The sequence below is a fragment of the Longinema margulisiae genome, assembly GCF_025266855.1.
Lineage (GTDB): Bacteria > Spirochaetota > Brevinematia > Brevinematales > Thermospiraceae > Thermospira.
The window spans coordinates 277,504-301,945 of record NZ_CP053071.1; the positions used below are offsets into that span (position 1 = coordinate 277,504).

The 24,442-nt window shown below is 46.0% G+C and carries 23 protein-coding genes; 5 read left to right on the forward strand and 18 right to left on the reverse strand.

Going from position 1 to position 24,442, the window contains the following annotated elements:
* Positions 1-230 precede the first annotated feature (230 nt).
* Both trxB and BREVNS_RS01250 read left to right on the forward strand, forming a co-directional pair.
* Complete coding sequence (gene trxB / locus BREVNS_RS01245; RefSeq protein WP_483428056.1) at positions 231-1,148, forward strand: thioredoxin-disulfide reductase; 918 nt, start codon at positions 231-233, stop codon at positions 1,146-1,148.
* Between the two features lie 503 nt (positions 1,149-1,651).
* Positions 1,652-2,317 (forward strand): redox-sensing transcriptional repressor Rex, encoded by a 666-nt coding sequence (locus tag BREVNS_RS01250; RefSeq protein WP_483427259.1) that lies wholly within the window; start codon positions 1,652-1,654, stop codon positions 2,315-2,317.
* Here the strand turns inward: BREVNS_RS01250 and BREVNS_RS01255 are convergent.
* Complete coding sequence (locus BREVNS_RS01255) at positions 2,241-2,957, reverse strand: HAD family hydrolase (protein WP_483427260.1); 717 nt, start codon at positions 2,955-2,957, stop codon at positions 2,241-2,243. The two genes, BREVNS_RS01250 and BREVNS_RS01255, sit on opposite strands and share 77 nt — an antisense overlap.
* Before the next feature lie 951 nt (positions 2,958-3,908).
* On the opposite strand from BREVNS_RS01255, the gene BREVNS_RS01260 reads away from it, so the two are divergent.
* From BREVNS_RS01260 to ybeY, 3 genes are read left to right on the forward strand one after another with little or no spacing between them, the layout of a single operon-like run.
* On the forward strand, positions 3,909-5,024 hold the full coding sequence (locus tag BREVNS_RS01260; RefSeq protein ID WP_483427261.1) for a DUF4912 domain-containing protein: 1,116 nt from the start codon (positions 3,909-3,911) through the stop codon (positions 5,022-5,024).
* A gap of 27 nt (positions 5,025-5,051) precedes the next feature.
* Positions 5,052-5,540, forward strand: coding sequence for a YfcE family phosphodiesterase (locus BREVNS_RS01265; RefSeq protein WP_483427262.1), 489 nt, complete (start codon positions 5,052-5,054; stop codon positions 5,538-5,540).
* A gap of 3 nt (positions 5,541-5,543) precedes the next feature.
* On the forward strand, positions 5,544-6,095 hold the full coding sequence (gene ybeY, locus BREVNS_RS01270) for an rRNA maturation RNase YbeY (protein WP_483427263.1): 552 nt from the start codon (positions 5,544-5,546) through the stop codon (positions 6,093-6,095).
* On the opposite strand, the gene BREVNS_RS01275 is transcribed toward ybeY, so the two are convergent.
* From BREVNS_RS01275 to BREVNS_RS01355, 17 genes are all read right to left on the reverse strand, one after another.
* The gene (locus BREVNS_RS01275; protein ID WP_483427264.1) at positions 6,034-7,092 is read right to left on the reverse strand and encodes a vWA domain-containing protein; all 1,059 of its coding nucleotides are present in this window, start codon (positions 7,090-7,092) and stop codon (positions 6,034-6,036) included. The genes ybeY and BREVNS_RS01275 overlap by 62 nt on opposite strands.
* Entirely contained in the window at positions 7,089-7,874 is a 786-nt protein-coding gene (locus BREVNS_RS01280; RefSeq protein WP_483427265.1) for a hypothetical protein, read from the reverse strand. Before BREVNS_RS01280 ends, BREVNS_RS01275 begins: the two co-directional genes overlap by 4 nt.
* Positions 7,874-10,027 carry an HD family phosphohydrolase gene (locus BREVNS_RS01285; RefSeq protein WP_483427266.1) on the reverse strand — a complete coding sequence of 718 codons (2,154 nt, stop codon included), beginning with the start codon at positions 10,025-10,027 and terminating at the stop codon, positions 7,874-7,876. The genes BREVNS_RS01280 and BREVNS_RS01285 overlap by 1 nt, the downstream gene beginning before the upstream one ends.
* A complete protein-coding gene (locus BREVNS_RS01290; RefSeq protein WP_483427267.1) occupies positions 10,024-10,968 on the reverse strand; it encodes a PhoH family protein in 945 nt (314 codons plus the stop codon). Before BREVNS_RS01290 ends, BREVNS_RS01285 begins: the two co-directional genes overlap by 4 nt.
* A gap of 18 nt (positions 10,969-10,986) precedes the next feature.
* Positions 10,987-12,393 (reverse strand): RtcB family protein, encoded by a 1,407-nt coding sequence (locus tag BREVNS_RS01295; protein ID WP_483427268.1) that lies wholly within the window; start codon positions 12,391-12,393, stop codon positions 10,987-10,989.
* A 174-nt stretch (positions 12,394-12,567) separates the two neighbouring features.
* Positions 12,568-12,954, reverse strand: a complete 387-nt coding sequence (gene rsfS / locus BREVNS_RS01300; RefSeq protein WP_483427269.1) for a ribosome silencing factor — start codon at positions 12,952-12,954, stop codon at positions 12,568-12,570.
* Between the two features lie 2 nt (positions 12,955-12,956).
* Positions 12,957-13,745 (reverse strand): hypothetical protein, encoded by a 789-nt coding sequence (locus BREVNS_RS01305; protein ID WP_483427270.1) that lies wholly within the window; start codon positions 13,743-13,745, stop codon positions 12,957-12,959.
* Positions 13,746-13,758: 13 nt separating this feature from the next.
* Positions 13,759-14,412, reverse strand: coding sequence for a LolA family protein (locus BREVNS_RS01310; RefSeq protein WP_483427271.1), 654 nt, complete (start codon positions 14,410-14,412; stop codon positions 13,759-13,761).
* 10 nt (positions 14,413-14,422) lie between these two features.
* The gene (locus tag BREVNS_RS01315; protein ID WP_483427272.1) at positions 14,423-14,863 is read right to left on the reverse strand and encodes a hypothetical protein; all 441 of its coding nucleotides are present in this window, start codon (positions 14,861-14,863) and stop codon (positions 14,423-14,425) included.
* Entirely contained in the window at positions 14,863-16,941 is a 2,079-nt protein-coding gene (gene pnp / locus BREVNS_RS01320; protein WP_483427273.1) for a polyribonucleotide nucleotidyltransferase, read from the reverse strand. Before pnp ends, BREVNS_RS01315 begins: the two co-directional genes overlap by 1 nt.
* Positions 16,942-16,986: 45 nt before the next feature.
* Positions 16,987-17,250, reverse strand: a complete 264-nt coding sequence (gene rpsO / locus BREVNS_RS01325; RefSeq protein ID WP_483427274.1) for a 30S ribosomal protein S15 — start codon at positions 17,248-17,250, stop codon at positions 16,987-16,989.
* On the reverse strand, positions 17,241-18,191 hold the full coding sequence (locus BREVNS_RS01330; protein ID WP_483427275.1) for a bifunctional riboflavin kinase/FAD synthetase: 951 nt from the start codon (positions 18,189-18,191) through the stop codon (positions 17,241-17,243). Before BREVNS_RS01330 ends, rpsO begins: the two co-directional genes overlap by 10 nt.
* Positions 18,188-18,835, reverse strand: a complete 648-nt coding sequence (locus BREVNS_RS01335; RefSeq protein ID WP_483427276.1) for an HAD family hydrolase — start codon at positions 18,833-18,835, stop codon at positions 18,188-18,190. The genes BREVNS_RS01330 and BREVNS_RS01335 overlap by 4 nt, the downstream gene beginning before the upstream one ends.
* On the reverse strand, positions 18,832-20,376 hold the full coding sequence (gene murJ, locus BREVNS_RS01340; protein ID WP_483427277.1) for a murein biosynthesis integral membrane protein MurJ: 1,545 nt from the start codon (positions 20,374-20,376) through the stop codon (positions 18,832-18,834). The genes BREVNS_RS01335 and murJ overlap by 4 nt, the downstream gene beginning before the upstream one ends.
* 19 nt (positions 20,377-20,395) lie before the next feature.
* Positions 20,396-21,577, reverse strand: coding sequence for a CsgG/HfaB family protein (locus BREVNS_RS01345; protein ID WP_483427278.1), 1,182 nt, complete (start codon positions 21,575-21,577; stop codon positions 20,396-20,398).
* A 223-nt stretch (positions 21,578-21,800) separates the two neighbouring features.
* On the reverse strand, positions 21,801-22,685 hold the full coding sequence (gene dapA / locus BREVNS_RS01350; RefSeq protein WP_483427279.1) for a 4-hydroxy-tetrahydrodipicolinate synthase: 885 nt from the start codon (positions 22,683-22,685) through the stop codon (positions 21,801-21,803).
* Between the two features lie 19 nt (positions 22,686-22,704).
* Positions 22,705-24,432, reverse strand: a complete 1,728-nt coding sequence (locus tag BREVNS_RS01355; RefSeq protein WP_483427280.1) for an AMP-dependent synthetase/ligase — start codon at positions 24,430-24,432, stop codon at positions 22,705-22,707.
* Positions 24,433-24,442: the final 10 nt, after the last annotated feature.

Genomic DNA, 24,442 nt, shown 5'->3' on the forward strand with positions numbered 1-24,442 from the left:
ATAGGCGTTATAGGGGGACTTCTCCTCCTCACCTTTCTTCGGAATTTACCTATTCTTTTTATCGGGTGCTTTCCCAAAAAACTTGAGAATTTCTGCTATTTTTTTTATCCTATAGACGAAAAGTTTGCCTCTTGAGAGAAAATATATTATATTTTTCTTATATGAAATCCAAGGAGAAAGCGATGATTAACCTCCATATCTCTACTTCTTCTTCAGAAAACACTACCGACATCTATGATGTGATTATCGTCGGTTCTGGCCCTGCGGGAATGACTGCTGCCATTTACACAGGTCGTTCTCTTCTCAAGACATTACTCCTCGAAAAAATTGGATCAGGTGGACAGGCCGCCCTCACCGAACTCATCGAGAATTATCCTGGTTTTCCTCATGGAATAAATGGCTACGAACTCTCGCAGCGCATGGAAGAACAGGCCAAAAACTTTGGGGCCTCTTTTGAATACGCTGATGTTCAAAAAATAACCCGAGACGACCAAGGCCTTTTTCACGTCCATACAGAATCCCGCGAATTTCTCTCAAAAACCGTGATCATAGCCACAGGGGCCAGTCCCAAGAAGCTTGGCATCCCAAACGAAGAGAAATTCATCGGAAGAGGAATCTCCTTCTGTGCCACCTGTGATGCCTCCTTCTACCGGGACAAGGTTGTCGCCGTGATTGGTGGGGGTGATTCCGCCGTAGAAGAAGGCATGTACCTCACCAAATTTGCCAAAAAGGTGTACCTCATCCATCGTCGAGACCAGCTCAGGGCAGCGAAAATAGTTCAGGAAAGAGCCTTCAAAACACCTGGTATGGAATTCATCTGGAACACCATTGTTGAAGAAGTAAAAGGAGAAAACTTCCTTGAAGCTATCAAACTCAAAAATGTCAAAACAGGAGAAACCTCCTGGCTTGAGGTCAATGGCATGTTTCTTTACATAGGCCTCTACCCAAATACCTCCTTCCTTGAGGGAGTGAATTGCGACGAACAGGGATACATCCTGACAGATGAGATGATGCGAACCAATATCCCGGGTCTCTTTGCCGCTGGCGACTGCCGTCATACCCCCCTTCGTCAGGTTATCACCGCCGCTTCTGATGGGGCTATAGCTGCCTATGCGGTAGAAAAATACCTCGAGGAAATAAAGGGATAACTAAACATCTCCTAAAAAGGCTATCACCTTGTTTCAGCAAAACACCTGTTTTGCTGAAACAGCGACATAGCCAAAAGCCTCAAAGAACAAAGGTTCCCCTTTTTCTCGATACTCTCTCTAACTTTGGTAAAGAGAAGGAATGAGACCTTTGCACGAATGTGCGAAGGTCTCAAGAAAGTAATAAAAAGCAAAAAGTAGTATAAAAATATTTCTTTACATAATAAAGAAGCCTATTTTTTGTATAAAAAGAGACAAATAAGCCCTTGGAAACAGAAAAAACGAGGTTTCAGGGGCGTAGCCCCTGACCCAGAAAGGGCAAGAAAGCACCCGTGCAAGGGTCTCGGAATGGCTTTTGATGGCATCGTTTCCTCTGTGATTGTCCTTGTCATGTTCTCATATTTTCTTTTTATGTACCTCTTTTGATTTCAAAAAACTCTATCTTCTGGACAAAAATAAAAAAAATATGTATACTTTTTATCATATTTTGAAGACGGAGGAACATTATGGCGGAGAAAAGAAAAAGCATTACCAGACTTATCCTCTACAACAAAGCTCTCACCAGATTAAAACAACTTGGCTTTCACAAGGTTTTTTCTGACAATTTAGCCGACGCTACCGGCATCAATCCCGCCCAGATACGAAAAGATTTTTCTCTTTTCAACATCTCTGGGAGCAAAAAAGGTGGCTATATCATTGATGAAATTCTCCCCCGCATTCAAGAGATTCTTTCGAAGGATAAACCCCAGGAAGTTATTATTATTGGGGCGGGAAACCTCGGTATGGCCCTTCTGCGTTATCGAGGATTTGAAAAAGAAGGGATCCACATCAAGGCCGCCTTTGATATTCTGCAGGAAAAGATTGTCAAAAACCCAGGTCTTCCCCTCTACCCCATGAGTGAACTGGAGAGTTTTGTGAAACAACATCATATCAAGGTGGCTATTTTAGCCGTTCCTGAACATGCCGCCCAGGGGGTCCTTGACCAGCTCATCAATGCCGGGATTGTGGGAATCCTCAATTTCGCTCCTGTGAGACTGAGACCCACCAAGAACTGCTATATCAACAATGTCAACTTAGAAAACGAGCTTGAAAAGGTTATCTACTTTGCCAGAGTGCTTGAACAGGGATCAGCTGATGGAATCGATCTTGAGGAAAACGATAGCTGTGAGTAAGCGCCGTATACAAACCCTCAATATCCGGAAAGAAGGCATACTCCCCATTGAACTGAGGGGTCCTGTACCATCCCACTACTGCCGCAGGAATGCCTAATTTCCGAGCCGCCTCGTAATCCACCTCAGAATCCCCTATCATGATCGCCTCACTGGGGGAGGCACCAATCTTTTGAAGAGCAAAAAGAAGGCTTTCCGGGTGAGGCTTTGGATTTTCAATGTCGTTTCCGGTTATAGCTACAGAAAAATACGCCGTTATTCCTAACTTCTCCAAAGAGATGGCCAAACTTCTTCTGCCCTTTCCCGTCACAATACCATGGACATACCCCTCTTCAGAAAGAATCCGAAGGAGTCTTGCTATACGTTTGTGATAAATAGCAAACAAAGAATGATACTCTTCATAAAGCGTATGATACATCTCGATAGCCTTTTCGGCACGAGAAGAGGACACAAAATACCTTCGAAGAAGCTCATCCTCAGGTGGACCAAACATCGAGGCTATCTCCCTATCAGAAAGAAAACGCCCATCCCCATAGAGAAAACTCTGACGAAGGGAAAAGAATACCAGAGGAAGCGTATCCACGAGCGTCCCATCAAAATCCCAAAGGAGAACCTTGCGAGAAGAAAACTTGTCAGTCATCATAGAATAAGTATATAGCCTTTTTCTTTTTTTTGCAAGAAAATGAGAGGATCGTCATCAATGGATTGTCGTTCCACTGTCGTTCCACATATGAAACTGAATAGCTGTTTTCACATTTCTTATGAACAGGGAAACAACACAAAAGCTTTCTGTTATGATGCCTATTGAAAAAAGTTGCGCTTGAAAACATTACGGCAAGATAGGGCTATTACCCTGTTTCAGCTAAACCATCGTTCTTTGCTGAAACAAAGTCATAGCCCTCCCCCCTGCCGCGGTGCTATATCCAAAAAGCCCCTCTGAAAAAGAAGCTCTGCGGGCTGGTGAGAGAAGGCCTTGTTCTTTTACCCCTTTTTTCTGTACCCCACTTCGACTTCGCTCAGTATCCACCGGGCCACTTTTGCGGTCGTTTGTCTTTTGCCGCAAGAGGGAAGTTCTCCCGGAGTGAGGGTGCGTATCAGTTGAAAGTTGAAAGTTTGTAAAGTTTATAAAGTTGGGGGCAAGGTTCAGTAAGACGAGTTGTGGTTGTCGAAGTTCCGAGGACGAGGCAATGTTGCCCACGGAGGAAGGACTTGCCCTTCTCAAGGGAAATGTTCTCCCATGGCCCGCAAAAGCGGCCCATGTTCCGTCCGAGGCGCATGCGTAGCATGCGACGAGGACAATACCCTTCTGGAGCCGCCGCAGGGGCGGGGTGGGGTTTTCAAAAGGGGCGAAGCCCCTTTTGCCCCGCGCGGGAGCGCTTTGTGAAAGAAGGGAGAAGGGTAACAAAAAGAACCAAGAATTGGAACAGAAAAGATGGTCGAACAAGTATTCACTTTTTGTGTAAAGATAAACCATTCTGTATGAATGTGGAACGACAAACCTTCCCCCTGAAGTTATAAAAAACACTTCTCTTCACTTGACAGATATCCTTCTTTCCCATACAATAAAGGAGAGAAATCCAGAAAAGGAGGGGTTATGACGAAGACGGATCTTCAAAAAAAGACCAAAGCCGAACTTCTTGAATTAGCGAAAGAAAAGGGTATCAAAGTGGGGGCATCGGCTACCAAGGACGCACTGATCGATATGATCCTTTCTGCGGGGGAAACTACAAAACCAGCCAAAAAATCCCCCTCCCCGGCAGCCAAAAAGGCTCCCTCTCGCAAAAAAACCGAACCCATCCCTGAACCTCCACGAGAGGCCTTTGATCCTATCACAGCAGGTGAAAGCAAAAAATTCGAGATCGAGGATTATCGTCAGGTGAGATCTTCTGTGATGCCTGATCTCAGCGATATTTACGATATACCAGACAGTTACAATGAAAACCGTCTCACCCTCCTCGTGCAGGATCCCTACTGGATCCATGCCTACTGGGATCTCTCCCAGGAAACCAAAAAGAAACTCCAGTCAGAAAACCTTGGGCTCGTTATTCGTCTCTTCTATGGCGAGAAACAAACCATGGACATCGATGTGAATCTCAATGCCAAAAACTGGTATATCAATGTTCCCCTCCCCAATGTCAGTTATCGGGGAGAACTCGGGTATATCCAGCATGGGGTCTTTGTTTCCATCACAGGCTCCAACTCCATTACCGTTCCAAGAGACAAACCGGCGGAGAAACCTGCTCCCAAGGCAGGCTATGAAGCCTCTCCGTCCTTCCGCAAAGAAGAAACGCTCGCCGCCGAAAAACAAGAAAAACTCTTTGAACGCTCCGGCGGCTATGTCATTCACAAGCTTGTAGGATCTGAAGTGGTAAGCGAATGGGTGTCCGCTCCTTCAGGTCTCTCCTCAGGGCAGATATCCTCTGGAAGTGGAGGTATGGCTGTTGTCCAGCCAACAGGAAGAAAACGCAAATTCTGGGCAGAACTCCACACTGAACTCATTGTGTACGGGGCTACCGAACCAACAGCTAAAGTCACCTTAGGGGGAGTGCCTATCCAGCTCACCCCGGAGGGAACCTTCTCGATACGGTTCTATCTCAAAGACGGCTCCCATGCTATTCCCTTTGTGGCTACATCCGAAGATGGTGTGGAAACCATTGAGATTACACCGTTTGTGAACAAGTACACCACACGAGAAGACCGCCTGAACTAAAAGAAAAAAAGGGGGCAGGGAGGACGTGTGACCCGCTTACTGGTTATCAGCGATTCACATGGGAAAGTGGATCGTATTTATGATCTTATCCGCAAACACAGGGATGAGTTCGATGTGCTTTTTCACCTCGGTGACAAAAGCTATGATATGTTGTCCTTTTTAGAGGATGGTTTTCCTCTCATCCTTGTCAAAGGCAATATGGAGACAGTTTACCCTGAGATGAATATGGTGGTTGACTGGGAACGCATCACCGAATATGATGGGGTCAAGCTTCTCGCCACTCACGGTCATCGCTACAGTGTCCATTCTACCCTCGTCTTTCTCAAAAAGCATGCCCTGCATCTCGGGGTGAATTTAGTCCTCTTTGGCCACACCCACGAACAGACATGCTTTGAAGAAGAAGGAATCACCTATTTTAATCCAGGGGCTCTTCAGGACGGTCACTACGGGATGTTAACGCTCAATAGTGGCAAAGTGACAGAAACGAAACTTCTTTTTCTTCCAGACAGGTGGTAAAATATGATTGAAATCCGAAACGAACAAGAGATTTTTGACAACCCTCTTTTTTTTGATCGTTTGACTCAACTCATCCGAAAAATTCTTGGAGATCATCAGGCTTCTCAGTATGGACTCTCTCTTCTTCTCTGCGACAATCCCACCATCCAGGAACTCAATGCCCTTTATCGTGGCAAGGACTATGCCACTGATGTGCTTTCTTTTTCCTTGACAGAGGGAGAGGCCCTTGAAGACTTTTCCCAGATGGCCATGGAGGATGAAAACGGAGAGATCTATGAAATGTTAGGGGATATTGTCATCTCGACTGAAAAGGCTCAAAGCCAGGCCAAAGAAAATCATCTCTCATGGGAAGGAGAAATCGCAAGACTCACCATCCATGGGACGCTCCATCTCTTGGGATACGATCACGAGAAAGGCGAAAAAGAAGAAGAAGAGATGTTCGAAAAACAGGACGCATACCTTGAGTGGTTTTTGGCTCGTTACCCTGAATATACTACGGAAGACGGATCCATACCACCTGAACCCCCATCCAGAGCACAAGACACAACCAGCTAATCAAGGCAAATGGCCAGAAATTTTCCGTCCAGAAGAGGCGTCGTTGAATAGTAATCTTTGATTTTTCCAGTTTGTCGATATCATCGTAGATGGTGGCAAGCGTTTGCCTATCATAGGCCCTGTAGTACTTTCCCCCTGTTTCTTCTGCCATCCAGGCCAAAAGTTTCTCATCAATGGATTCTCCTGATCGCAGCACATAAAATCGACCAGAACGATCCGCAGGTTGCAAAACCACATCCGGATTCCCGAATCCGATGGTATAGACACGAATCCCCTTTTCTTTGGCTATTGCAGTGGCTGTTTTTGGGTCCACAAGACCAGCATTATTCATACCATCTGTGAGAAGGATAATCACCTTGCTTTTCGCCTTTGAAGAAGCAAAACGGTTAATGGCTGTGGCCACCCCCATCCCAATGGCTGTCCGGTTATTCGCAGGATTAAACATAATCCCATCTATCAAGCGAAGCACCATATCCCTATCATAGGTGAGTGGAGTAAGCGTATAGGCATACGTCCCAAAGAGCACAACCCCGATACGATTCTGGGCCTGTTTTTCCACATAGGATTTGATAACCCTCTTGGCAGACTCAAGACGGGTATACTCTGTTATCCGTCCAGAAGGATCCTCGTAAATCATCTCTCCGTACAATCGCCGCTTCACAAGAAACGATGGCACCTCATCTACAAACAGCATGGTTTCAGAAACGTCCAGTACCAGCACAATATCCACCCCATAAAGATTATCCTGAGCTATAGTTTGACCGCCGATCGGCCTAGCTAAGGCCACAATCCCAAAGAAAAGACCCACCACAACAAGAATATCTAAAATTCTCTCATACCAGATTGTCCAGAGATTCTCTCTCCCAAAGAGCCGAAGATCAGAAACCACAAGAGAAGCGTCCCCTTTCCTCCCCCAGAAACGATGGCTATACCTGAGCCAGAGATAGAGAGGTATCACCACCAGAGCAAGAAAATACCAGGGATGCAAGAATCTCATGCGTTTTCCTCCTTGGGTGGAACAAGGTATCTATATATCTCTTCACTTTCTCTGAGAACCTGCTTACGCTTCTCAAGAGAGGTGGTGTGCTTCGCATACTTCACCCTATCACACCACTTGAGAACATCTAAGATTCGCTCCTTCAATTCCCTATCCACAGAGAGAAACGAAGCAATCTCCCGGCTTCCCATTTCTCTTGCAGGAAAACCATACGTCGTCTCAAGAAGCCACCGGAGAAAATACGCCACCTCAGAATAATACGCCTTCTCCTCCATGGTTTCTACCCCACTCCGAAGACGAAAGAGATAGTCTTCAAGCGTTTCAGAAGGTGCCCTTTCCACCACCTCTTCTCTTTTTTTCCTTCTCAAGAAAAACCACACTACTGCTCCCACCACACCTACCCCAAGAATAACCCACACTATCCACCAGAAATCATACAGAGGATAAATATCAGCTACCGGATGAAGGTTGGATACACTCACATTCGTCGGCGCTACCCGAAGCGTCCACTTCTCAAAGACAAGACGATTGGTTTTTCCTTTCACCACGGCCACAACCTCAAGAGGAGGAATAGAAAGAGAAGAAAGCGACACATGTTTCAGAGAAACGACAATCCCTCTCTCATTGGTATGAGACTCCGCAAAGACAAAAGGAGAAAGTTCCTCCTGAAAGGCATACGAAACCACTTCCCCTTCCACAGGATAGAGCGCTTCCACCCTCTGCATCATAGGAATCTCATTCGTAGGGAAAATCGGCACAAGCAACAACCACCACCAGACCATCACTCCCTCCTTGTCGGATAGTCCATACGCTTATGAAAGGCGGCTGTAAGATACTCCACAAAGGCATCCCGGATTTTTTTCACCTGAGCTAAGGTGATAGGACACTCATCCAGTTGCCCTGCTTGAAGTCTCTGTTCAATAATATCATCCACAATATCCTCTAACGCATGAGGAGTAACCTTTGACTCTCCACCTTTTTGCTGGTAGGCACGCGTGGCCGCTTCAATGCCGTCCGCAAACATAAGAATGGCCGTCTCAAGGGAATGTGGTTTTGGCCCAGGATACTGATAATCAGCAGGATTTATCGTCTCCTCTCCATAGAGCCGAAGAGCCTGATGATAGAAGTAAGAAATAGAAGTCGTCCCATGGTGTTCTTCTATAAAGGCCACTATCTCCTCAGGAAGCCGATATTTTCGTGCCAGTTCCACCCCATACTTCACATGCTGTTTGATAACGGATATAGAAAGCCCCGGCTTGATCTCATCATGAGGATTTTCACCAGCCTGATTCTCTATGAAAAACTCAGGTGTCTGCAATTTTCCCACATCATGGTAGTAAGCCCCCACCTTGGCAAGCAGGGCATCCGCCCCAATCTCAGAAGCCGCCACCTCACACATTTCCCCAAGCCGCTGAGAATGAAGATACGTGCCGGGTGCCTGTTCCTGAAGCAAACGAAGCAGGGGACTGGTAGAAGGGGATGAGAGTTCTGTTAAACGAAAATACGTCGGAATTCCGAACACATTCTCAAAAAGCGGCAAAAGGGCAAACGCCACCAAAGCCGAGATAAGACTGTTTCCCAAGGCAAAGAGCCCCACCACAAACCAGTCCGAAAGAGTGAGCTTGATCTGATAAAACCATTCATAAAAGAACGAAAACAAAAGTTGAAGAAGAAAAATTTCCATACCAATCACAAAAAAATCATACCTTTTCTGAAAGGTCTTCCGTTTCTGAGAAGCCGTATAGAGGGCAAAAAGAGACAAACTCAAAAGATTGGTAAAACTCACCACATCCGTCAGCGGATAAAAGATGGCATACAAACTATAATTGATCAGAAGAACAAAAGCCACCGGCTGCTGTTGAAAGAGAATAGGAAGCGTCAGGGTGATAATCGCAAAGGGGATATGCAAAAAAACCGGAAGAAAAAAAGCCCCAAACGACACATGGCTATACCAGAGAAAAAGATGATGGAGAAGATAAAAAATCAGCGAAAGCAAAAAGAAAGACGACTTTTTCCAGAGAATGTCCTGATAGCGATGATACCGGTAGATAAAAAGAACAAAAATCACCCCCATCATGAGAAGCACCACAGGAAAACGAGTGAAAAAAAGATTCTCCTTGTATTTTCTATAGGCCTGAAGCCTCTCTATATCTCCCGCCGAAAGCACCGCCCCACGTCCAACGATGACCTCTCCCTTTTTGATCACCTCTTTTGGTACCCGCTGGGCCACCTGAGAAGAAATCACCCTCTCCCGGGCTACATCATCCAGATCCGCCGTTGGCTGAAGAAGAGACACCAAAATCTCTGCAATAGCCTCATAAAAGAGTTCATTTCTATGGCCAAAGAGACGACGCAGGATCGCAAGAAGTTGAGACTTTTCCACAGGTACAAGCAAAAGCTGATCATACGGCAAAATCTGAATCTCCTTGCCCTTCTGGACATAGACTATATCTCTTTTTTCAGGTAACATCCTTCGCACCAGAAGATAATTCGCCTGCAAAAAATCCAGCGCAAAAAGAAACCTGTTTTCATACCTTGCTAAAAGAGCCCGGTTTTCAAGGATATACTCCCGTATCCGTTCACTGTAGGAATAGTTTCTCTGCAAAAGGAAAGCCTCAAAAACTTCCCTCTTATTCGTAGCCATGGAGAGCCATTCTAAGATAAGACGCCTATTTTCCTCTTCGCTTCCCGAAAGCATCCGATAATAAAAAGGGGTATTCTTTTCTATCTCTTTTTTCACCTGCAAGGATGCCTGTTGATTCTCATAGGCAAAGGTGTACCAGGAAATAACCTGTTTCGGGGCAACTAAGCCTATCTGATACTCCCGAAAAGAAGAAGGCCAATAGGTAAAGGTCAACAAGAGAGCACTGATAAAGAATACCCCTGCTAAGAGACCTATCATCGTCTTTTTAGACAACGGTTCATCAAACTTCATGATTTCCTCATCTCATACCGAGACAGAATACGAGCTACTAAAGGATGACGCACAATATCATCCTCATCAAAATACAGAATACTAATCCCCGGCACTTTTGTCAACAGGTGAAGGGCTTCAACCAGACCAGAATCCTGCGCCGAAGGAAGATCTATCTGCGTCACATCTCCCGTCACCACCATTTTTGTCCCCTCTCCTAAACGAGTGAGAAACATCTTCATCTGCATCTTTGTAGCATTCTGAGCCTCATCAAGAATCACAAAGGCATGGGAAAGGGTTCTTCCCCGCATATAGGCAAGGGGAGCGATCTCCACCTGATGAGAGAGCAGAAGCCTCTCCGCCTCCTCAGCAGAAAGAATATCCTCAAGGGCATCAAAGAGAGGTCGAAGATAGGGATGAAGTTTTTCCTCAAACGTTCCCGGAAGAAACCCCAAATTCTCCCCGGCCTCTACCACAGGACGGGTGAGAATAAGCCTTTTCACCTTTCCAGCAAAAAGATAAAAAAGCCCTACCGCCATAGCAAGATAGGTTTTGCCTGTTCCTGCTGGTCCCACCCCAAAAACAAGATCATCCTGATGAATAGCCTCAATATACTGTGCCTGATGAGGGGTACGGGGTTTAATCTTTCGAGCACGCTTCGTAATCACAAGCCCCTCTGTGAGAAGCTTGGAAGCCGAGTGGGCAATCTTGCCCTCCTGCTCAATGAGAAACTTGATCTCCCCATGAGAGACAGGGGTATTCCCACGTGCCAGCTGAAAAACCTCCTTCAACACATGTGTGGCACGTGTACAATTCTCCTCTGTGCCCTCAATGACCAACCTATCATCAACCGGACGAATCTTTACCTCAAGGAGCCTCTCCATTAGCCTGAGATTGGAATCATGAACCCCCAACGCCAACACTGGATGAATGTCTCCCGGCACGGGAAACTCACATCGCATAGCACACCCTCATCTCTCTCATGGTAAAAGAATACCCACCGGTCTCACCATAGCAATTCGACTTCCCCAACCACTTCTTGTCCAGAAATCCACCGCAGACCTTGGAGACTCATAGTTCTTCGCATAGAGACGCCAATCCATATTTTCCGACTGAGAACGAACAACCATCTCCTGTCCCTTGAGAAGCTTCGCCCACTCTGCAGCCGGAAGAAAATGCGGCGGAATAGCAGGCTGAAGAACCTCAAAAGAACCAAAACTCTTCTCCAAAAGCGTATCTCTCCCCGAGAGAATATAGGAAGGCTGTCCTATACCACCCCACATGATGGTTGGATTCCCCACCACCTGATAGGAACGAGAGAGATCCCTCTCATTCTGGATCTGGGTGCGAACACTTCCCTTCCGGTAGACGTAAACCTTCTCCGGAAGTGATCCAAGGGAGTGGGTCTCTAAACGAACCGTATTGGTGGCACTATCGTACATCGTATTGGCTTCCACATCCTTGAGAAGCGTATTGAGTACATGATAAACCTGGGTGGCCATAAATTGTCTATTGGCTAACGCATAGTTAGAAACACACTGAACGGCCTGATAAAACAACTGGGCTTCAGATGTCTCCACAGGAAGATACACAAGCGAAGGATGAACAGGAGCAAGATGATAACGTTCCATCCTTTCACGGAAAAGTTTGTAATAGTACCACCACACCGCCCGACCAAGACTCCCTGAACCCGCCCTATAGGTGATCAGAATCTGATTCTTGAAAAGCCCGTAAATACGGGCCTTTTCCACATCAAAAATCTCACTCACGATCTGAATCTCTAAAAAATGCCTGATTGTTCCGAATTGTCTATGTTCCTCTTCAAGAAGATGCTCCGGCACACTGGAAAGATTGGAAACAGGAAGATCCCCATAATCCTCAATATACTCAAGTTCATCCACAAACTCCGGGGACTTTTTCTCCTGGACCCACCTTGCCCCCTGACTGAATACCTCAAGCAAATCCTTTTTGGAAAGATTTACCCTGCCTGTTGCCTTCTGACCAGAAGGAAGAAGTCTTTGTATATCCTTGAGAATCAGGGGAAGCTTTTTCTCCACATCAGGAAGAATAAGATTCGTGGTCAAAGTACGAACGCCGAGATTGATGTCCCAGTGAATAGCCGAAGGAATCATCACCCCATCGTTCGTCCCCACCGCAAAGACACACCCCGAGGGCACCCCATGAGAGGGTACCGCATGAGGAAAAACCACCACAGCATCCCTCACCCCCGGGAGGGAAGCCACCATCTCCACCTGTTGAAAAAGATAGGGATGGAGCTTCGAGAGATGTTGATGGGTCACCAAAAAACGGATGGCGGCCTGATGAGGGTCCTTACGTGGCAAAACGCGTTCAAATTCACTCACCCTTTGAAGTTCGCTTTGTTCCATCTCCCTGTCCTGTTTTTATGTGGTTATATTGTACACTACTTTTGGGAAAAAGTAAATACCTTTGGGAAAGTTTTTTTGAAGCTATTCCGTTAACTAAAAAGAAAAACAAGAGAATCCTTTTTCCCAACAGCAACCACAAAAAATACCAACCCCTACGCTGATGGAGAAAGAAATTTAGACGTTTCTTTTTTCCTCATTCTGGAGAGGAACAACTTCCTCTGTAATCTCACGTCCCTCTATGAGATGATCAAGAGCATAAAACGAACGAAGTTCCTCAAGCATGATATGAAAGATCATATCCCCAAAATCAAGAAGAAGCCACCCGCCCTCCCAGGGTTCTAAGGGGTTTTTGAGATACCAGCCATGCTTTTCCATTTCTTCTATCACACGATTTCGCACAGCCTCAAGCTGGATCACAGAATCCACTGTCCCGATCACAAAAATATCCGCCAGAAGAGAATATCCCGAGGCGTCCACAATACGAAGAGCACGCACCTTGAGTTTCTGGATTTCCTCTATGACCCGAGGAAGCATCTTCTCAGCAGAAAGTTTTGTCCGCATGACTACTCCAGAGGAAACATCGCTAACGTTTTTGCAAGAGCACCCTTGTCCATCTCCCTGAGGATAACCTCACGATAAAGACGGAAAAACTCCTCATCACTCAGAGATGAAATCTGAGCCCTCTCTTTGATAGCCTTGATCTCACGAGAGATCACTATTTGTTTTTTTATTTCCTTGAGACGATTCTCAAAATCAGGACTTCCCTCAAGAAAGGCCTTGAGCAGTTTATTGTCTGAAAGAAACTTGGCCACAAAATAGACTTCTGCATGGGTTTTCACAGGAAAAATATACCGTCTGTAAAAAGAAAGCACCTGTTCTAAAGAAAAATCCCCAAGTCTTCCATCAGTCGTCACCTTTTTCCACCACGAAGAAAGCCTTTTGTCCTTTTGTATGAGGGCCTGGATATCCCTGGCTACAGCCTTCTCATCATATGCGAACTTCACCAGGACTTGAGAAGGAAGCGCACTCACAAAAAAGGCATAATCATCCTGATGAAAACCGGTGAGAATAAACTTTTTGAAAAAGAGTCCTACCTGATCCATACGAAAGGTATGAATAGCCTCATCAAACATCACCTTGTCCATGGCATTACTAAGTTCTTGATCTGAGGCCATGCGATTTTCAAGGAGTTTCCCAAAAGTGGCAAAATCGTCTGAACAAAAAGCCGCCTTTTCTTCTTTATTGAGCAAGCGATAAAAATGATCAAAGCGTTGCTTATACCTGTGTTCCACGGTAGTTACCGCACATCCCACAAGCATAACTATCAAGAAAGAAAACACTCCCTTTTTCATCTCTTCACCTCTCTTATGATTCAGACGGGGTTGATATCAAAATATCATCAAAGATATAGGTATTCTCATCCGGTTCATAGAGAAACCTATCCTCACCCAGGGACATATTGAATCCTGTATACGAAAGTTCCAGCTGGACTTCCCGTCCTAACTGGTTTCTGGCCACCATACGCTGAATCTGTCCCTCAGGACTCACCACAAACTCAATATAACGAAAGGCTGACAAGGTGGACTTCGGCTTGAATTCTATTCGATAGGCCTGTTTTCCACGGAACATCACCGCATAATCCTTGGGAAGAAATGGAATGTACTCCTTCTGCAGACGCTGGATATTCCAGCCGGTAATAGGCGTAGCGGTTTTGGTTTTTTCGAGATTTTCCCGGATGGCGATATTCTGATCCTTAATCACAATCCAGAGAACCTTCCCATCTGAGAGCATACGATTTCCGGAAGAGTACTCCATAGCAAACTTATTGGGAGCCTTGTAATACAAAACCCCCTGATAGGTCTTCTTATTCACCACATAGACAAAATTCGCTGTAAAGGTTCGCACCGTTGAGGTATAGTTCTGGATCTTCTGAAGAAGCGTGTTCACGCTCACCTTCTCCTGACCAAAGCCCAAAAAAGGTATCATCAAAAGAAAAAGAATAATCATCAGTCTTTTCATAGTTCTCTCTCTATGGTTTTGTGGCATTGGTAATATTACTCCGTGGACTCTGAACGTTATACTGGGCGCTATAAGCCTTCACATAGAAGAAATAGGTCACCCCGCTTACCAACGGATCTCCCTTGGCATCTTTGGTCACGGTATAAGTGAAAAGTGTCACCGAACTCATCACCGAAATATTTGGCATGGTAGCCTGGTTTTCTGAGGGACCAGGAATCTTCTCTCCCTTGTCTTCCAGGGCATCCTGCATCGAAGAGGCTATATAGATATTGTACCCTTCAAAATAAGGCTCATTATTCATCCCCCAGAAGGAAAGCACAATATCCCCATCTCCATTGGTCGTTGCCGAAAGCCCAAGAGGAGGATTGAGAGAAATCTCCTGCTCAAAACTCTCAATCCCACAGGAAGCCAAGAACAAAAGAAGCGCAATACCCAATCCCTTCCACTTCATCAAAGTTCCTTGAGAACAATTCTATGCTTCTCATCAATGTCGGTTACAACAGCATCCACAATCTGTCCCAACTGATACGCAGAACGAACTGGCTTCTTTTCTTTCATGTTGGAACGATGAAGAAGCGCACTCTCACCGGGGATCAGTTCAAGAAATACCCCATAATCCTCTATGCGGATCACCTTTCCTTTGACCTTTTCCCCGCGTTCAAATCCATTGACGATATGGTTCACAATATAGAGACATCGCTCAATATCCTCTTCTTTCTTGCCACAGATAGCCACCCGTCCATCATCATCAATGGAAATCGTGGTCTCCGTTTCCTCCATGATACGTTTGATGACCCTGCCTCCCGTTCCAATCACCTGTCCAATCGTTGACTCAGGAATGTAGATCACCTTGATCTTGGGTGCATTGGAGGAAAGTTTCGGTCTAGGGGCATCAATCACCTCATTCATCTTGGAAAGGATGTAGGCCTGACCAGCCAAAGCCTGATTCAAAGCCTCTTCCATCATACTCTGGGTGAGGCCTATGGTTTTCACATCCATCTGGAAGGCCGTAATACCGTCCTTCGTCCCGGCTACCTTGAAGTCCATATCCCCAAAATGATCCTCAAGCCCCTGAATATCTGAGAGAATACAGTATTCGCCTGTTTGTTTATTCCATACAAGCCCCATGGCAATCCCTGCTACAGCCTTGCGGATGGGAACACCCGTAGCCATCAGGGCCAAACTTGAGCTACACACTGTTGCCATCGAAGAAGAACCGTTCGACTCCAGGATCTCCGACACCACACGAATGGTATAGGGAAATTCATCCTCAGAAGGCAAAACAGGCTCAATAGCCCGATAAGCCAAATGCCCATGCCCAATCTCGCGGCGTGAAGGAGCCAGCGATTTTTTCACTTCGCCCGTGCTAAAAGGAGGGAAATTATAATGAAGCATGAATCGCTTTGATTCTTCTTCTTCCATGGTATCGATATACTGCACATCAGAGGTAGAACCAAGCGTTACAATACCCAAACTTTGCGTTTGCCCTCGTGTAAAAAGCGCCGACCCATGCACATTCTCCAAGAGATCCACTTCTATCGTAATAGGCCGAATCTCGTCAGGGCGTCTTCCATCCGGACGAATCCTTTCCTTGAGAATCGTTTCCCTGATAACCTCAACCTCTATCTCGTCAAGAAGGTTTTTCGCCTCTTTATAAGCCTCATGCTCTTCGTTTATCCCAAACTGCTCAAGAATAGACTTCTTGAGTTTATCCACTGCCTCGGCACGAGCCTTTTTGTCAATCGTATAGGCGGCCTCTCTCATGGGCTTCCACACAGTCTCTCGAATCTGTCTCCTCACATCCTCAGAGAGAAGAAAAGTCGGCTCTTCAAGAGAAATCTTTTGGGGCTGAACCAGCCTCACCAACTCTTCAATAAGGGCAATCTCTTCTTTGATATGAACATGAGCTATCCGAAGGGCTTCCAGAAGCACCTCTTTGCTCACCTCATTGGCCCCTCCCTCTACCATGGTGAGGCCTTCTTTGGTACCACCAACCACAATATCAAGGAGAGCCTCTTCTACCTCTTTCATGGAAGGATTGACCAGATAACGCCCATCCTTCATGTAGGCAATACGAACAGCCCCAATCGGTTCAAGAAAGGGAATCGGCGAAATGGAAAGGGCTGCCGATGCCCCCACAATACCAAGAATATCGGTTGAATACACCTGATCAGCCGACAGGGTACTTGCTATCACCTGCACTTCATTGTAAAAATTCTCTGGAAAAAGAGGACGAATGGGCCTATCAATGAGACGGGAAACAAGTATCTCCTTTTCCGTTGGTTTTCCCTCTCTCTTGAAATAGCCCCCCGGAATCTTTCCGGCTGCATAAAACTTTTCCTGATAGTGTACTGTCAGAGGAAAAAAATCAATTCCCTCAGGGACCTCTTTGGACATACAGGCTGTTACCAGGACTGCATTGCCACCACTCTTGACTAAAACCGCCCCATCAGCCTGTTTGGCCATCTTCCCTGTTTCGAGAACAATCTCCTTATCCCCGACTTTGCCTTTAACTGTAAAAAAACTCATTGAAGTCTTCTCCTTTTTTAAACTTCCGACAAAAGCCGGATAGTCTTACAACCCAAGTTCCTTCTTCAAGGCGTGATATCTCTCCGCATTCTCGCGATGGAGATAATTCAGAAGGGACTTTCTTTTCCCAAGAAGTCTCTGAAGACCACGAAGTGACTTATAATCCTTGGGAAATTTCTGCAGATGCTGACTGAGATTATTAATCTCAAGTGTCAATACTGCAATCTGCACTTCGGTGTTTCCCGTGTCCTTCTCGTTCTTGCCATACTTCTGAATAGCAAGCTTCTTCTGTTCTGCTGTTACAGCCATAATCGTCTATCCTCCAAACCATTCATTGTTTTCTTCAGGTTATATCGACGCAGAGTCCATAGAACCTTCACCCTATCATTATAAAGCGCTTTTTGTAATTCTTCAAGATTATGGAAGGTTTTTTCTTCACGAATTTTTTTGACAAAGGCACAGGCGACCCTTTTTCCCACCTGAGGAACACCTGAAAGCACGTGACTTTCCAGCCTGAGATCCTTGCCCTCTACCGTAGGACGATAACCCACATAACTCATCGACGGATGCCACCCATCGTCTGTAAGCGTCCACGTCGCATATACCCCCTCTGCTGGGAGAACCTGCGTTCCAAGGCGAATATTTATTGTAGGAAAGCCTATTTTTCGACCTATCCTGTCCCCTTCGATGACCTCCCCCTGATAGACAAAAGCCCGACCCAAAAGCCGAAAAACCTTCTCCATATTCCCTTCAGCCACCGCATGCCGCACCGCTGTGGAACTCACCACCTCTTTTCCCTTTCGCACAAAGGGAAACACCCTCAAGCGAAAGTCGTACTTCTTTTCCCACTCTCGAAGAAGCGAAATATTCCCCGTTCTGTCCCTGCCAAACTGAAAATCCTCCCCTACCACAAGAAGGGGTTCTCTCATCCGGTGAAGGATCTGCAAAAGAAACTCCACCGCTGAAAGGGATTGAATCTCCTGAAACGAAAGCCGCACCGCATACTCAAACCCCAAACGATCAAAAATCCGCCATTTCGTTTCAAGGGGAAGAATCTCTCCCCTGTACTCAGGGCGCCCCAACCAGAAGCCGGTTGGTTTATCAAAACTGATAACCACATGGGAAGCCTTTCTTCCTAAGACCCACTTCAATAACTTCTGATGTCCTATGTGAACACCGTCAAAATTCCCAATGGTTACCACAGGCTGAGAAAGAACGGGAAGATCCTCAATATGCGTGACCACCTTCATTGGATAACCCACTTCAGGACAAAATCTTTTGCCTCCGAGAGATCAGAAAACACCCTATGGGCAAGCGAAAAATCCTGATTTCTCGTATACTCATTGGGAACAGCAAGGGGGAGACAACCCGCCGCATGCGCCGCCCGAATGCCATTGGCCGAATCCTCAAGAACAGCAACCTGCGACCCCTCAAGCCCAAGCCCCTGACAGGCCTTCTCAAAGATTTCTGGACTTGGTTTTCCAGCCTGCACATTGTCCGACGTCTGTATAAAATCAAAAAAGCCCTCAAGACCTAAAATACGCAAAACCTCCTGCACCATCTTTCGTGTATTTCCTGTTCCCACCGCCAGTTTTGCCACCGGTCGAAGAGCCTCAAGAAGTTCATAGAGACCCGGCATCGGCCTCAGTTCCCGACGCATTGCCTCAAGAATCCGCTCATCCCTTTCGGCTAAAAGAACAAGCGGATCCTCATCAATACCCAGTTCTTCTACAAACATCCTCATGGAATCTATGGGCTTCTGCCCCATCATGCGATGGAGAAGGGAATCTTCCACTACCCTGCCATACCTTCTCCCCATCTCCCGTTCCACCTGAAAATAAAACATCTCCGTATCCACCATGAGACCATCCATATCAAAAATAACACCCTTCACCGATGAAACCCCACTCGAAAAAATTTAGTAAAAAGATAATACAAACCCATAAAAACGACAAACACGCCACCAGCAAGAAGCATATAGATCCACCCCTTTCCCACTATTCCCTCAAGCCGTATATAAGCCTCCCGAACCACCCATCCCAAGACAAGAGAAATCCCGGTCCAGACCATCCCGCGCGAGAAAACATTTCTCCATACCTTTCCTTCCACCAGGCTGCGTTCCATACGCAGAAAATAATACATCATCACCACATAACTTGAGACCGTCTCAGCAATAATCACCCCTTTCACCCCCAGGGTCGGAACAAAAGCAAGAAAGTACAACCCTCCACAGAGAAGAAGGGTAAGAAGACTCGAACGAAGGGGGGTTTTTGCGTCATGCGTAGCATAAAAAATCTTCTCAAACACCACCGCCGCACTCATAGGCAAAAGAGACAGGGCAAAAATCCTGAGAACCTCGCAAGAAAGCGTTAAAAGCTCAGGTGTCATTCGCCCACTTCGACCCAAAAAGGCCACAAAAATATCATAAAAAAGCACCCTGTTCACTGTCTCAGGAAGCATCACCATATACACCATAAGCGGTATGGTCCAGTAAAGAAGAAAAAGAAACCCCTCCTCGACCGCCTGAGAAAACTCCTCCTTACTTCCTCTCTCGCGAAAACGGGAGAGAAGGGGCATCATCACCGTGCCCACCGCGATAGCAATGAAACCCAACGGAGCGCTTACCACCGTAAACCCGTTCATATAGGCCACATAGCCCCCAACAAAGAAAGACAAAAACCACGTAGCAAGAAAATTTTTCACTGTTAGCGCAATCATATTCCCCGCCGTAGGCCAGAAAAGCCCCCAGAACTTGGCTTCTGCAGGATGTTTTTGCCACACAGGTCGAAAAGCATACCCTACCCGCTTTATATCAAAATATTGCATGGCCACCATCCCCAAAGCCCCAATCACCACGGAAATCGCTGAAACATAAATCCCTACCTTGCCTGCAAAAAAAAGGGGAAGTCCAATAAATACCACATTGAAAAGTACCGGTCCTGCGGCTGAAGAACCAAAGAGATGAAAACTATTGAGAATCCCCATTCGAAAAGCATACCAGTTCACCAAGGGAATGTAGGGCATCATGACAATCATGAGAAGAATATACTCTCGCATCCTTTCCTGAGAAAACCCCGGGGCAAGCCATGGCCCATACCAGAAAGCTAAAAGAGACAAAACCACAGCAAGCCCTACCGAAAAAAAGCCAAAAACCGTCATCACCCTGTGAGCAAAAGCCTTTGCCGTTTCTTCTCCCTCTTTCTCTTTGACCTGATTAAACACAGGGATAAAGGCACTCCCTAGTGCCCCGCCCTCTCCAATATACCGACGAAAGGCATTCACTAACCGAAAAGCAGCCCAGAAGGTATCCCCAGAAGAACCAAAAAGATAGGTAAAAATCATCTGCTTCACCACACCGGTCACCCTGGAAAGAAAGGTCCAGAAGCTATTGGTACCAATGTGGCGAAGAGAAAGAAGCCTCTTTGAAGTACTCATCCTACAGGCTCTCTACTCCTCAAAAGAGAAAACTCAAGCGAAGACCACTATAAAAATAACTCATCCCATCTTTAAGATAAGAAACGAGTTCATTGGGAACATAATAAGTCTCATCTGAAATTTTCTGATAACTTCCTGGTTCCCCTTCATACTCACCTGTCACATAATTGTAAGTAGGTTCAGGATAATCACTCTCAGAGATAAAAAGCCCAAACCCTGGAATAAACGAAGCCTCCGCCACTAACATGAAAGAGCGTCCAAGATGAATCCCGAACTGAAGAGAAAGGGGCACTGTCCACTCAAAACAGGAGATAGAATACTCTTTGGTCGCGTGCTTGAAAACAGGAATATCAAAACCAAAACCAATACCCCCTCCCAAAAGCACATACCCATTGGCAATCAGATTGAACATAAACCCAAGATTAAAATTAACCCCCCCCACATTCCAGTTCGTAGCCACACTGGCCCCATAAAGCCTGAGATCCATATAAAATTCGCTATGCCTATCTCCTGGACTCTTGATCATAAAAGAAAGAGCTCCACCCTCAAGTGCCCCTACATTAGTAGAAACACTCAAGCTATAAAAACCTATATCAAGGGCTTCATCTGGCCTGCTATAATAATCATAATCATCATACGAAGGGCGAGATGTTTGAGAATAACGAGGAGCAGTCGTTTCCTGTGAAGGCTTCTGCTGTGGGGGCTTCTTCTTCGGTGTATAAGCCGAGAGATTTTCTCCCCGAGCCTTTCGTACCATACGATCGGCCAAATCAGGAATCACATCCAAAAGGCTTTCCGTATCATAAGCATACACCTGATCGGCAAAATCTATCACCCCCGTCTTGGTATCAATCGACTTCATGGTAATCATATACTTTTCTCCAAAACGAGCAAGCGAACCCACCCAGATCTTCTGCGCACCCAAAAGACTTCCAATCTGTGTTGCCTGTTCCTCTTCTGTGAGACCAGAAAGACTAAGTTTCTGTTCTTCTAATATTCGGTTGAGTTGACTTCTCTCCACTACAAGAAAATAGCGTTTATTGACCACTTCTATCTGAAGAGATTCAGTGAGAGCATCGGTATCTACATCTTCCTGCAGCCGATTCTCTATCCGAAGAATAGCAATTTTCACCTTTTCTGTCTCTGCCCACCCCACAAACACCATAAGCCAGATTGCCAAACCATAAACTATCCGTCTCATACGTTTCCTCCTTCCTCAGGGGATCCCCCTTTTTTCCTCATACATATTATACCATTTTCCCAAAAGTTTTTCAAAATTCAAAGCCGATTTTTGAAAAAATCATTATTACAGACGTCCAAAAAAGAAAACGCATGAAAAGAAGCTTTCCACACGTATTTTCTTCCCCAAAGAATTTCCAAAACCCTCAGCAGAAAAAGAAAACCCATCACAGGAGTACGCACCCTTAAAAGACCTTCAAAAGCCCTCTCTCCTTGAGAAAATCTTTCAGTTTCCCATCATTAGCCGAAGAAAGGGGACATAGTGGCAAGCGATATTCGAGAGCCGGAATCCTCCCCATATAATAAGCCGCGGCTTTCACCGGAATAGGATTGGTTTCGATAAACATCATCCGATGGAAGGGTAGCATATCAAAAAAGATCTTCTGCGCTCTTTCTCTATCTCCAGCAAAATACGAGGCAAACATCTCATGATTCTGTTTTGGAAGAATATTTGCCGTTACCGAGATTGCCCCCACCCCACCCATCGCGAGAAGGGCATACGCGGTAAAGTCATCTCCCGAGATCAGAAGAAACCCCGATTTTACCTTTTCCATCATCTCTGCGGCATACTTGAGATCCCCAGTAGCCTCTTTCACTCCAATCACATGGGGAAGTTCCGAAAGCCTCCCCATGGTCTCAGGAGCAAGAGAGACTGCTGTTCTTCCTGGCACATTGTAGAGAATCATTGGCAAAGCTACCGCCTCCTGAATAGCCTTGAAATGCTGATAAAGCCCTTCCTGGGTAGGCTTGTTATAATAAGGGGTGATGGAGAGATGGGCATCAGCCCCAACCTCTTTGGCCGCCTGAGCAAGTTCAATGGCTTCACGAGTAGAATTAGAGCCTGTTCCCGCAATCACAGGAACCCGTCCTCTCACCTTCTTCACCACAAAGGCCACAACCTCTTTGTGTTCAGCATGACTCAGCGTCGCCGATTCTCCTGTTGTCCCGCAGGGAACAAGCGCATCCGTTCCCTCGGCAATATGCCACTCAATCAAACTTTCCAAAGCCTCGTAATCCACTTCCCCATTTCGGAAAGGCGTAATAAGCGCGACCATCGAACCACGGAACATAACTCCTCCACGTCCTCTTTTACGTATTCAGAAAATCTGTACCGGAATACAAAAATCGCTTGATTTTCTTTGTCGATGTCTTGGCAAATTCCTCTCTGCGAATACGAAAATCTCGAATCTTTTTGTAGTCCGGAAGTTTCGCATTCACCTCTTTCATGTGTTTTGCAATACACTCTTCCACCAATTCATCGGTGAGTTCAAGATTATTGAGATTGCAATAAGTATCAAAAAACTCATAGTTTGGCACCACATAAGCATAGATATTCTCACCCTTGGAATGCTGACTCTCGGGAATCCCAATCACCAGACTCTCTAAAACAAAATCGCTTTCATTGATGAGTTCCTCAATCTCTTCTGGATAGACATTCTTTCCTCCCGGGGTCACAATGATATTCTTGATACGGCCGGTAACAAAGAGATAGCCGTTTTCGAGTTTACCAATATCCCCTGTATGGAGCCATCCATCCTTATCAATCACTTCTTTGGTGGCCTTGGGATTCTTGTAGTACCCCTTCATCACAATGGGCCCTCGCACACAGATTTCCCCATTCCCCTCACTATCAGGATTATCAATCTTTACCTCAATACCTTCAATGAGTTCTCCCACCGAGAGATTGTTGATACGATCCACTCGATTCACCGACACCACGGGTGAAGTTTCCGTGAGCCCATACCCATTGAGAAGCGTAATACCGAGTACCTCAAAGCCCTTCGCCACCTTGTGATTCAGGGGAGCTGCCCCGGAGATGGCAAAGCGTATCCCATCAAGGTGGGCTTTCTTGCGGAGAAAAGAAAAGATCACCTTGCCAGCCTTCTTGCGGGTAAGGGCGTTGAGCCCCGCCGTGAAATGATAAAGCCCTATAAGCACATGCTTGACACCAAAGGGAAGATTTCTTACCTGCCGCATAATCCCATCATAAATCTTCTCAAACAGCAAAGGTACCCCAATCATCACCGTGACACCTGTCTCTCTGATATTGTCAAACATCTTGTTGGGCTTGAGACTCTCCGCATAGGTGATACTGGCCCCTTTGTAAAGCACGGTAAGTTCCACCGAAAATTCATAGGTATGATGCAAAGGCAAAACTGAAAGAAGCACATCCGTATCCATCAGGGGTACCGCCTTGGAAAGGGCATTGATCTGAGCGGCAAAATTCGAGTGCATAAGCATCACCCCTTTGGGTTTGCCTGTTGTTCCGGAGGTATAAATGAGAGAAGCCACGTCCTCAGGACTGACCACCAGTTCACGGTGTTCCTTGTGTTCCTTTGCCCAGCCCTCCTCAAGAATATCCTGCCAGTAGCGAACCTTTTTCTGAAGTTCCTTCGGCACCTCCACCCGATCAAAAAGAATAATCTCCGAAAGTTGTTTCACCACCTCAGGCTCTGCAAGAACATTTTCCAGAAGAGAAGCCGTAGTAAAAAGATACTTTGTCCCACAATCGGTGATGAGATTCTTCACCTCCAAGTCTGTCAAACGAGCATCAAGGGGAACAGCCCAGATGCCATTGTAAACGATTCCGAGATAGGCCATCATCCATTCCGGTCGATTCTCGGAGTAAATAGCCACCATATCACCCTTTTTTAATCTTTTCAAACGAAGAAAATACGCCGCCACAGAACGAATATTCTGAACAAACTCATAGTAGGTATATTGACGATACGTTGTTCCCTCTTTCATACGGGACACAACCTTGCGTCCAAAAATGGACAGATAATTCACCAGATGCTGCAACGTGGTAATTTCCATACACTACCTC

Coding starts and splice junctions, on each gene's coding strand:
- BREVNS_RS01250 (WP_483427259.1), top strand. CDS start 1,652: ATGGCGGAGAAAAGAAAAAGCATTACCAGACTTATCCTCTACAACAAA.
- BREVNS_RS01255 (WP_483427260.1), bottom strand. CDS start 2,957: ATGATGACTGACAAGTTTTCTTCTCGCAAGGTTCTCCTTTGGGATTTT.
- BREVNS_RS01260 (WP_483427261.1), top strand. CDS start 3,909: ATGACGAAGACGGATCTTCAAAAAAAGACCAAAGCCGAACTTCTTGAA.
- ybeY (WP_483427263.1), top strand. CDS start 5,544: ATGATTGAAATCCGAAACGAACAAGAGATTTTTGACAACCCTCTTTTT.
- BREVNS_RS01275 (WP_483427264.1), bottom strand. CDS start 7,092: ATGAGATTCTTGCATCCCTGGTATTTTCTTGCTCTGGTGGTGATACCT.
- BREVNS_RS01280 (WP_483427265.1), bottom strand. CDS start 7,874: ATGGTCTGGTGGTGGTTGTTGCTTGTGCCGATTTTCCCTACGAATGAG.
- BREVNS_RS01285 (WP_483427266.1), bottom strand. CDS start 10,027: ATGAAGTTTGATGAACCGTTGTCTAAAAAGACGATGATAGGTCTCTTA.
- BREVNS_RS01290 (WP_483427267.1), bottom strand. CDS start 10,968: ATGCGATGTGAGTTTCCCGTGCCGGGAGACATTCATCCAGTGTTGGCG.
- BREVNS_RS01295 (WP_483427268.1), bottom strand. CDS start 12,393: ATGGAACAAAGCGAACTTCAAAGGGTGAGTGAATTTGAACGCGTTTTG.
- rsfS (WP_483427269.1), bottom strand. CDS start 12,954: ATGCGGACAAAACTTTCTGCTGAGAAGATGCTTCCTCGGGTCATAGAG.
- BREVNS_RS01305 (WP_483427270.1), bottom strand. CDS start 13,745: ATGAAAAAGGGAGTGTTTTCTTTCTTGATAGTTATGCTTGTGGGATGT.
- BREVNS_RS01310 (WP_483427271.1), bottom strand. CDS start 14,412: ATGAAAAGACTGATGATTATTCTTTTTCTTTTGATGATACCTTTTTTG.
- BREVNS_RS01315 (WP_483427272.1), bottom strand. CDS start 14,863: ATGAAGTGGAAGGGATTGGGTATTGCGCTTCTTTTGTTCTTGGCTTCC.
- pnp (WP_483427273.1), bottom strand. CDS start 16,941: ATGAGTTTTTTTACAGTTAAAGGCAAAGTCGGGGATAAGGAGATTGTT.
- rpsO (WP_483427274.1), bottom strand. CDS start 17,250: ATGGCTGTAACAGCAGAACAGAAGAAGCTTGCTATTCAGAAGTATGGC.
- BREVNS_RS01330 (WP_483427275.1), bottom strand. CDS start 18,191: ATGAAGGTGGTCACGCATATTGAGGATCTTCCCGTTCTTTCTCAGCCT.
- murJ (WP_483427277.1), bottom strand. CDS start 20,376: ATGAGTACTTCAAAGAGGCTTCTTTCTCTTCGCCACATTGGTACCAAT.
- BREVNS_RS01345 (WP_483427278.1), bottom strand. CDS start 21,577: ATGAGACGGATAGTTTATGGTTTGGCAATCTGGCTTATGGTGTTTGTG.
- dapA (WP_483427279.1), bottom strand. CDS start 22,685: ATGTTCCGTGGTTCGATGGTCGCGCTTATTACGCCTTTCCGAAATGGG.
- BREVNS_RS01355 (WP_483427280.1), bottom strand. CDS start 24,432: ATGGAAATTACCACGTTGCAGCATCTGGTGAATTATCTGTCCATTTTT.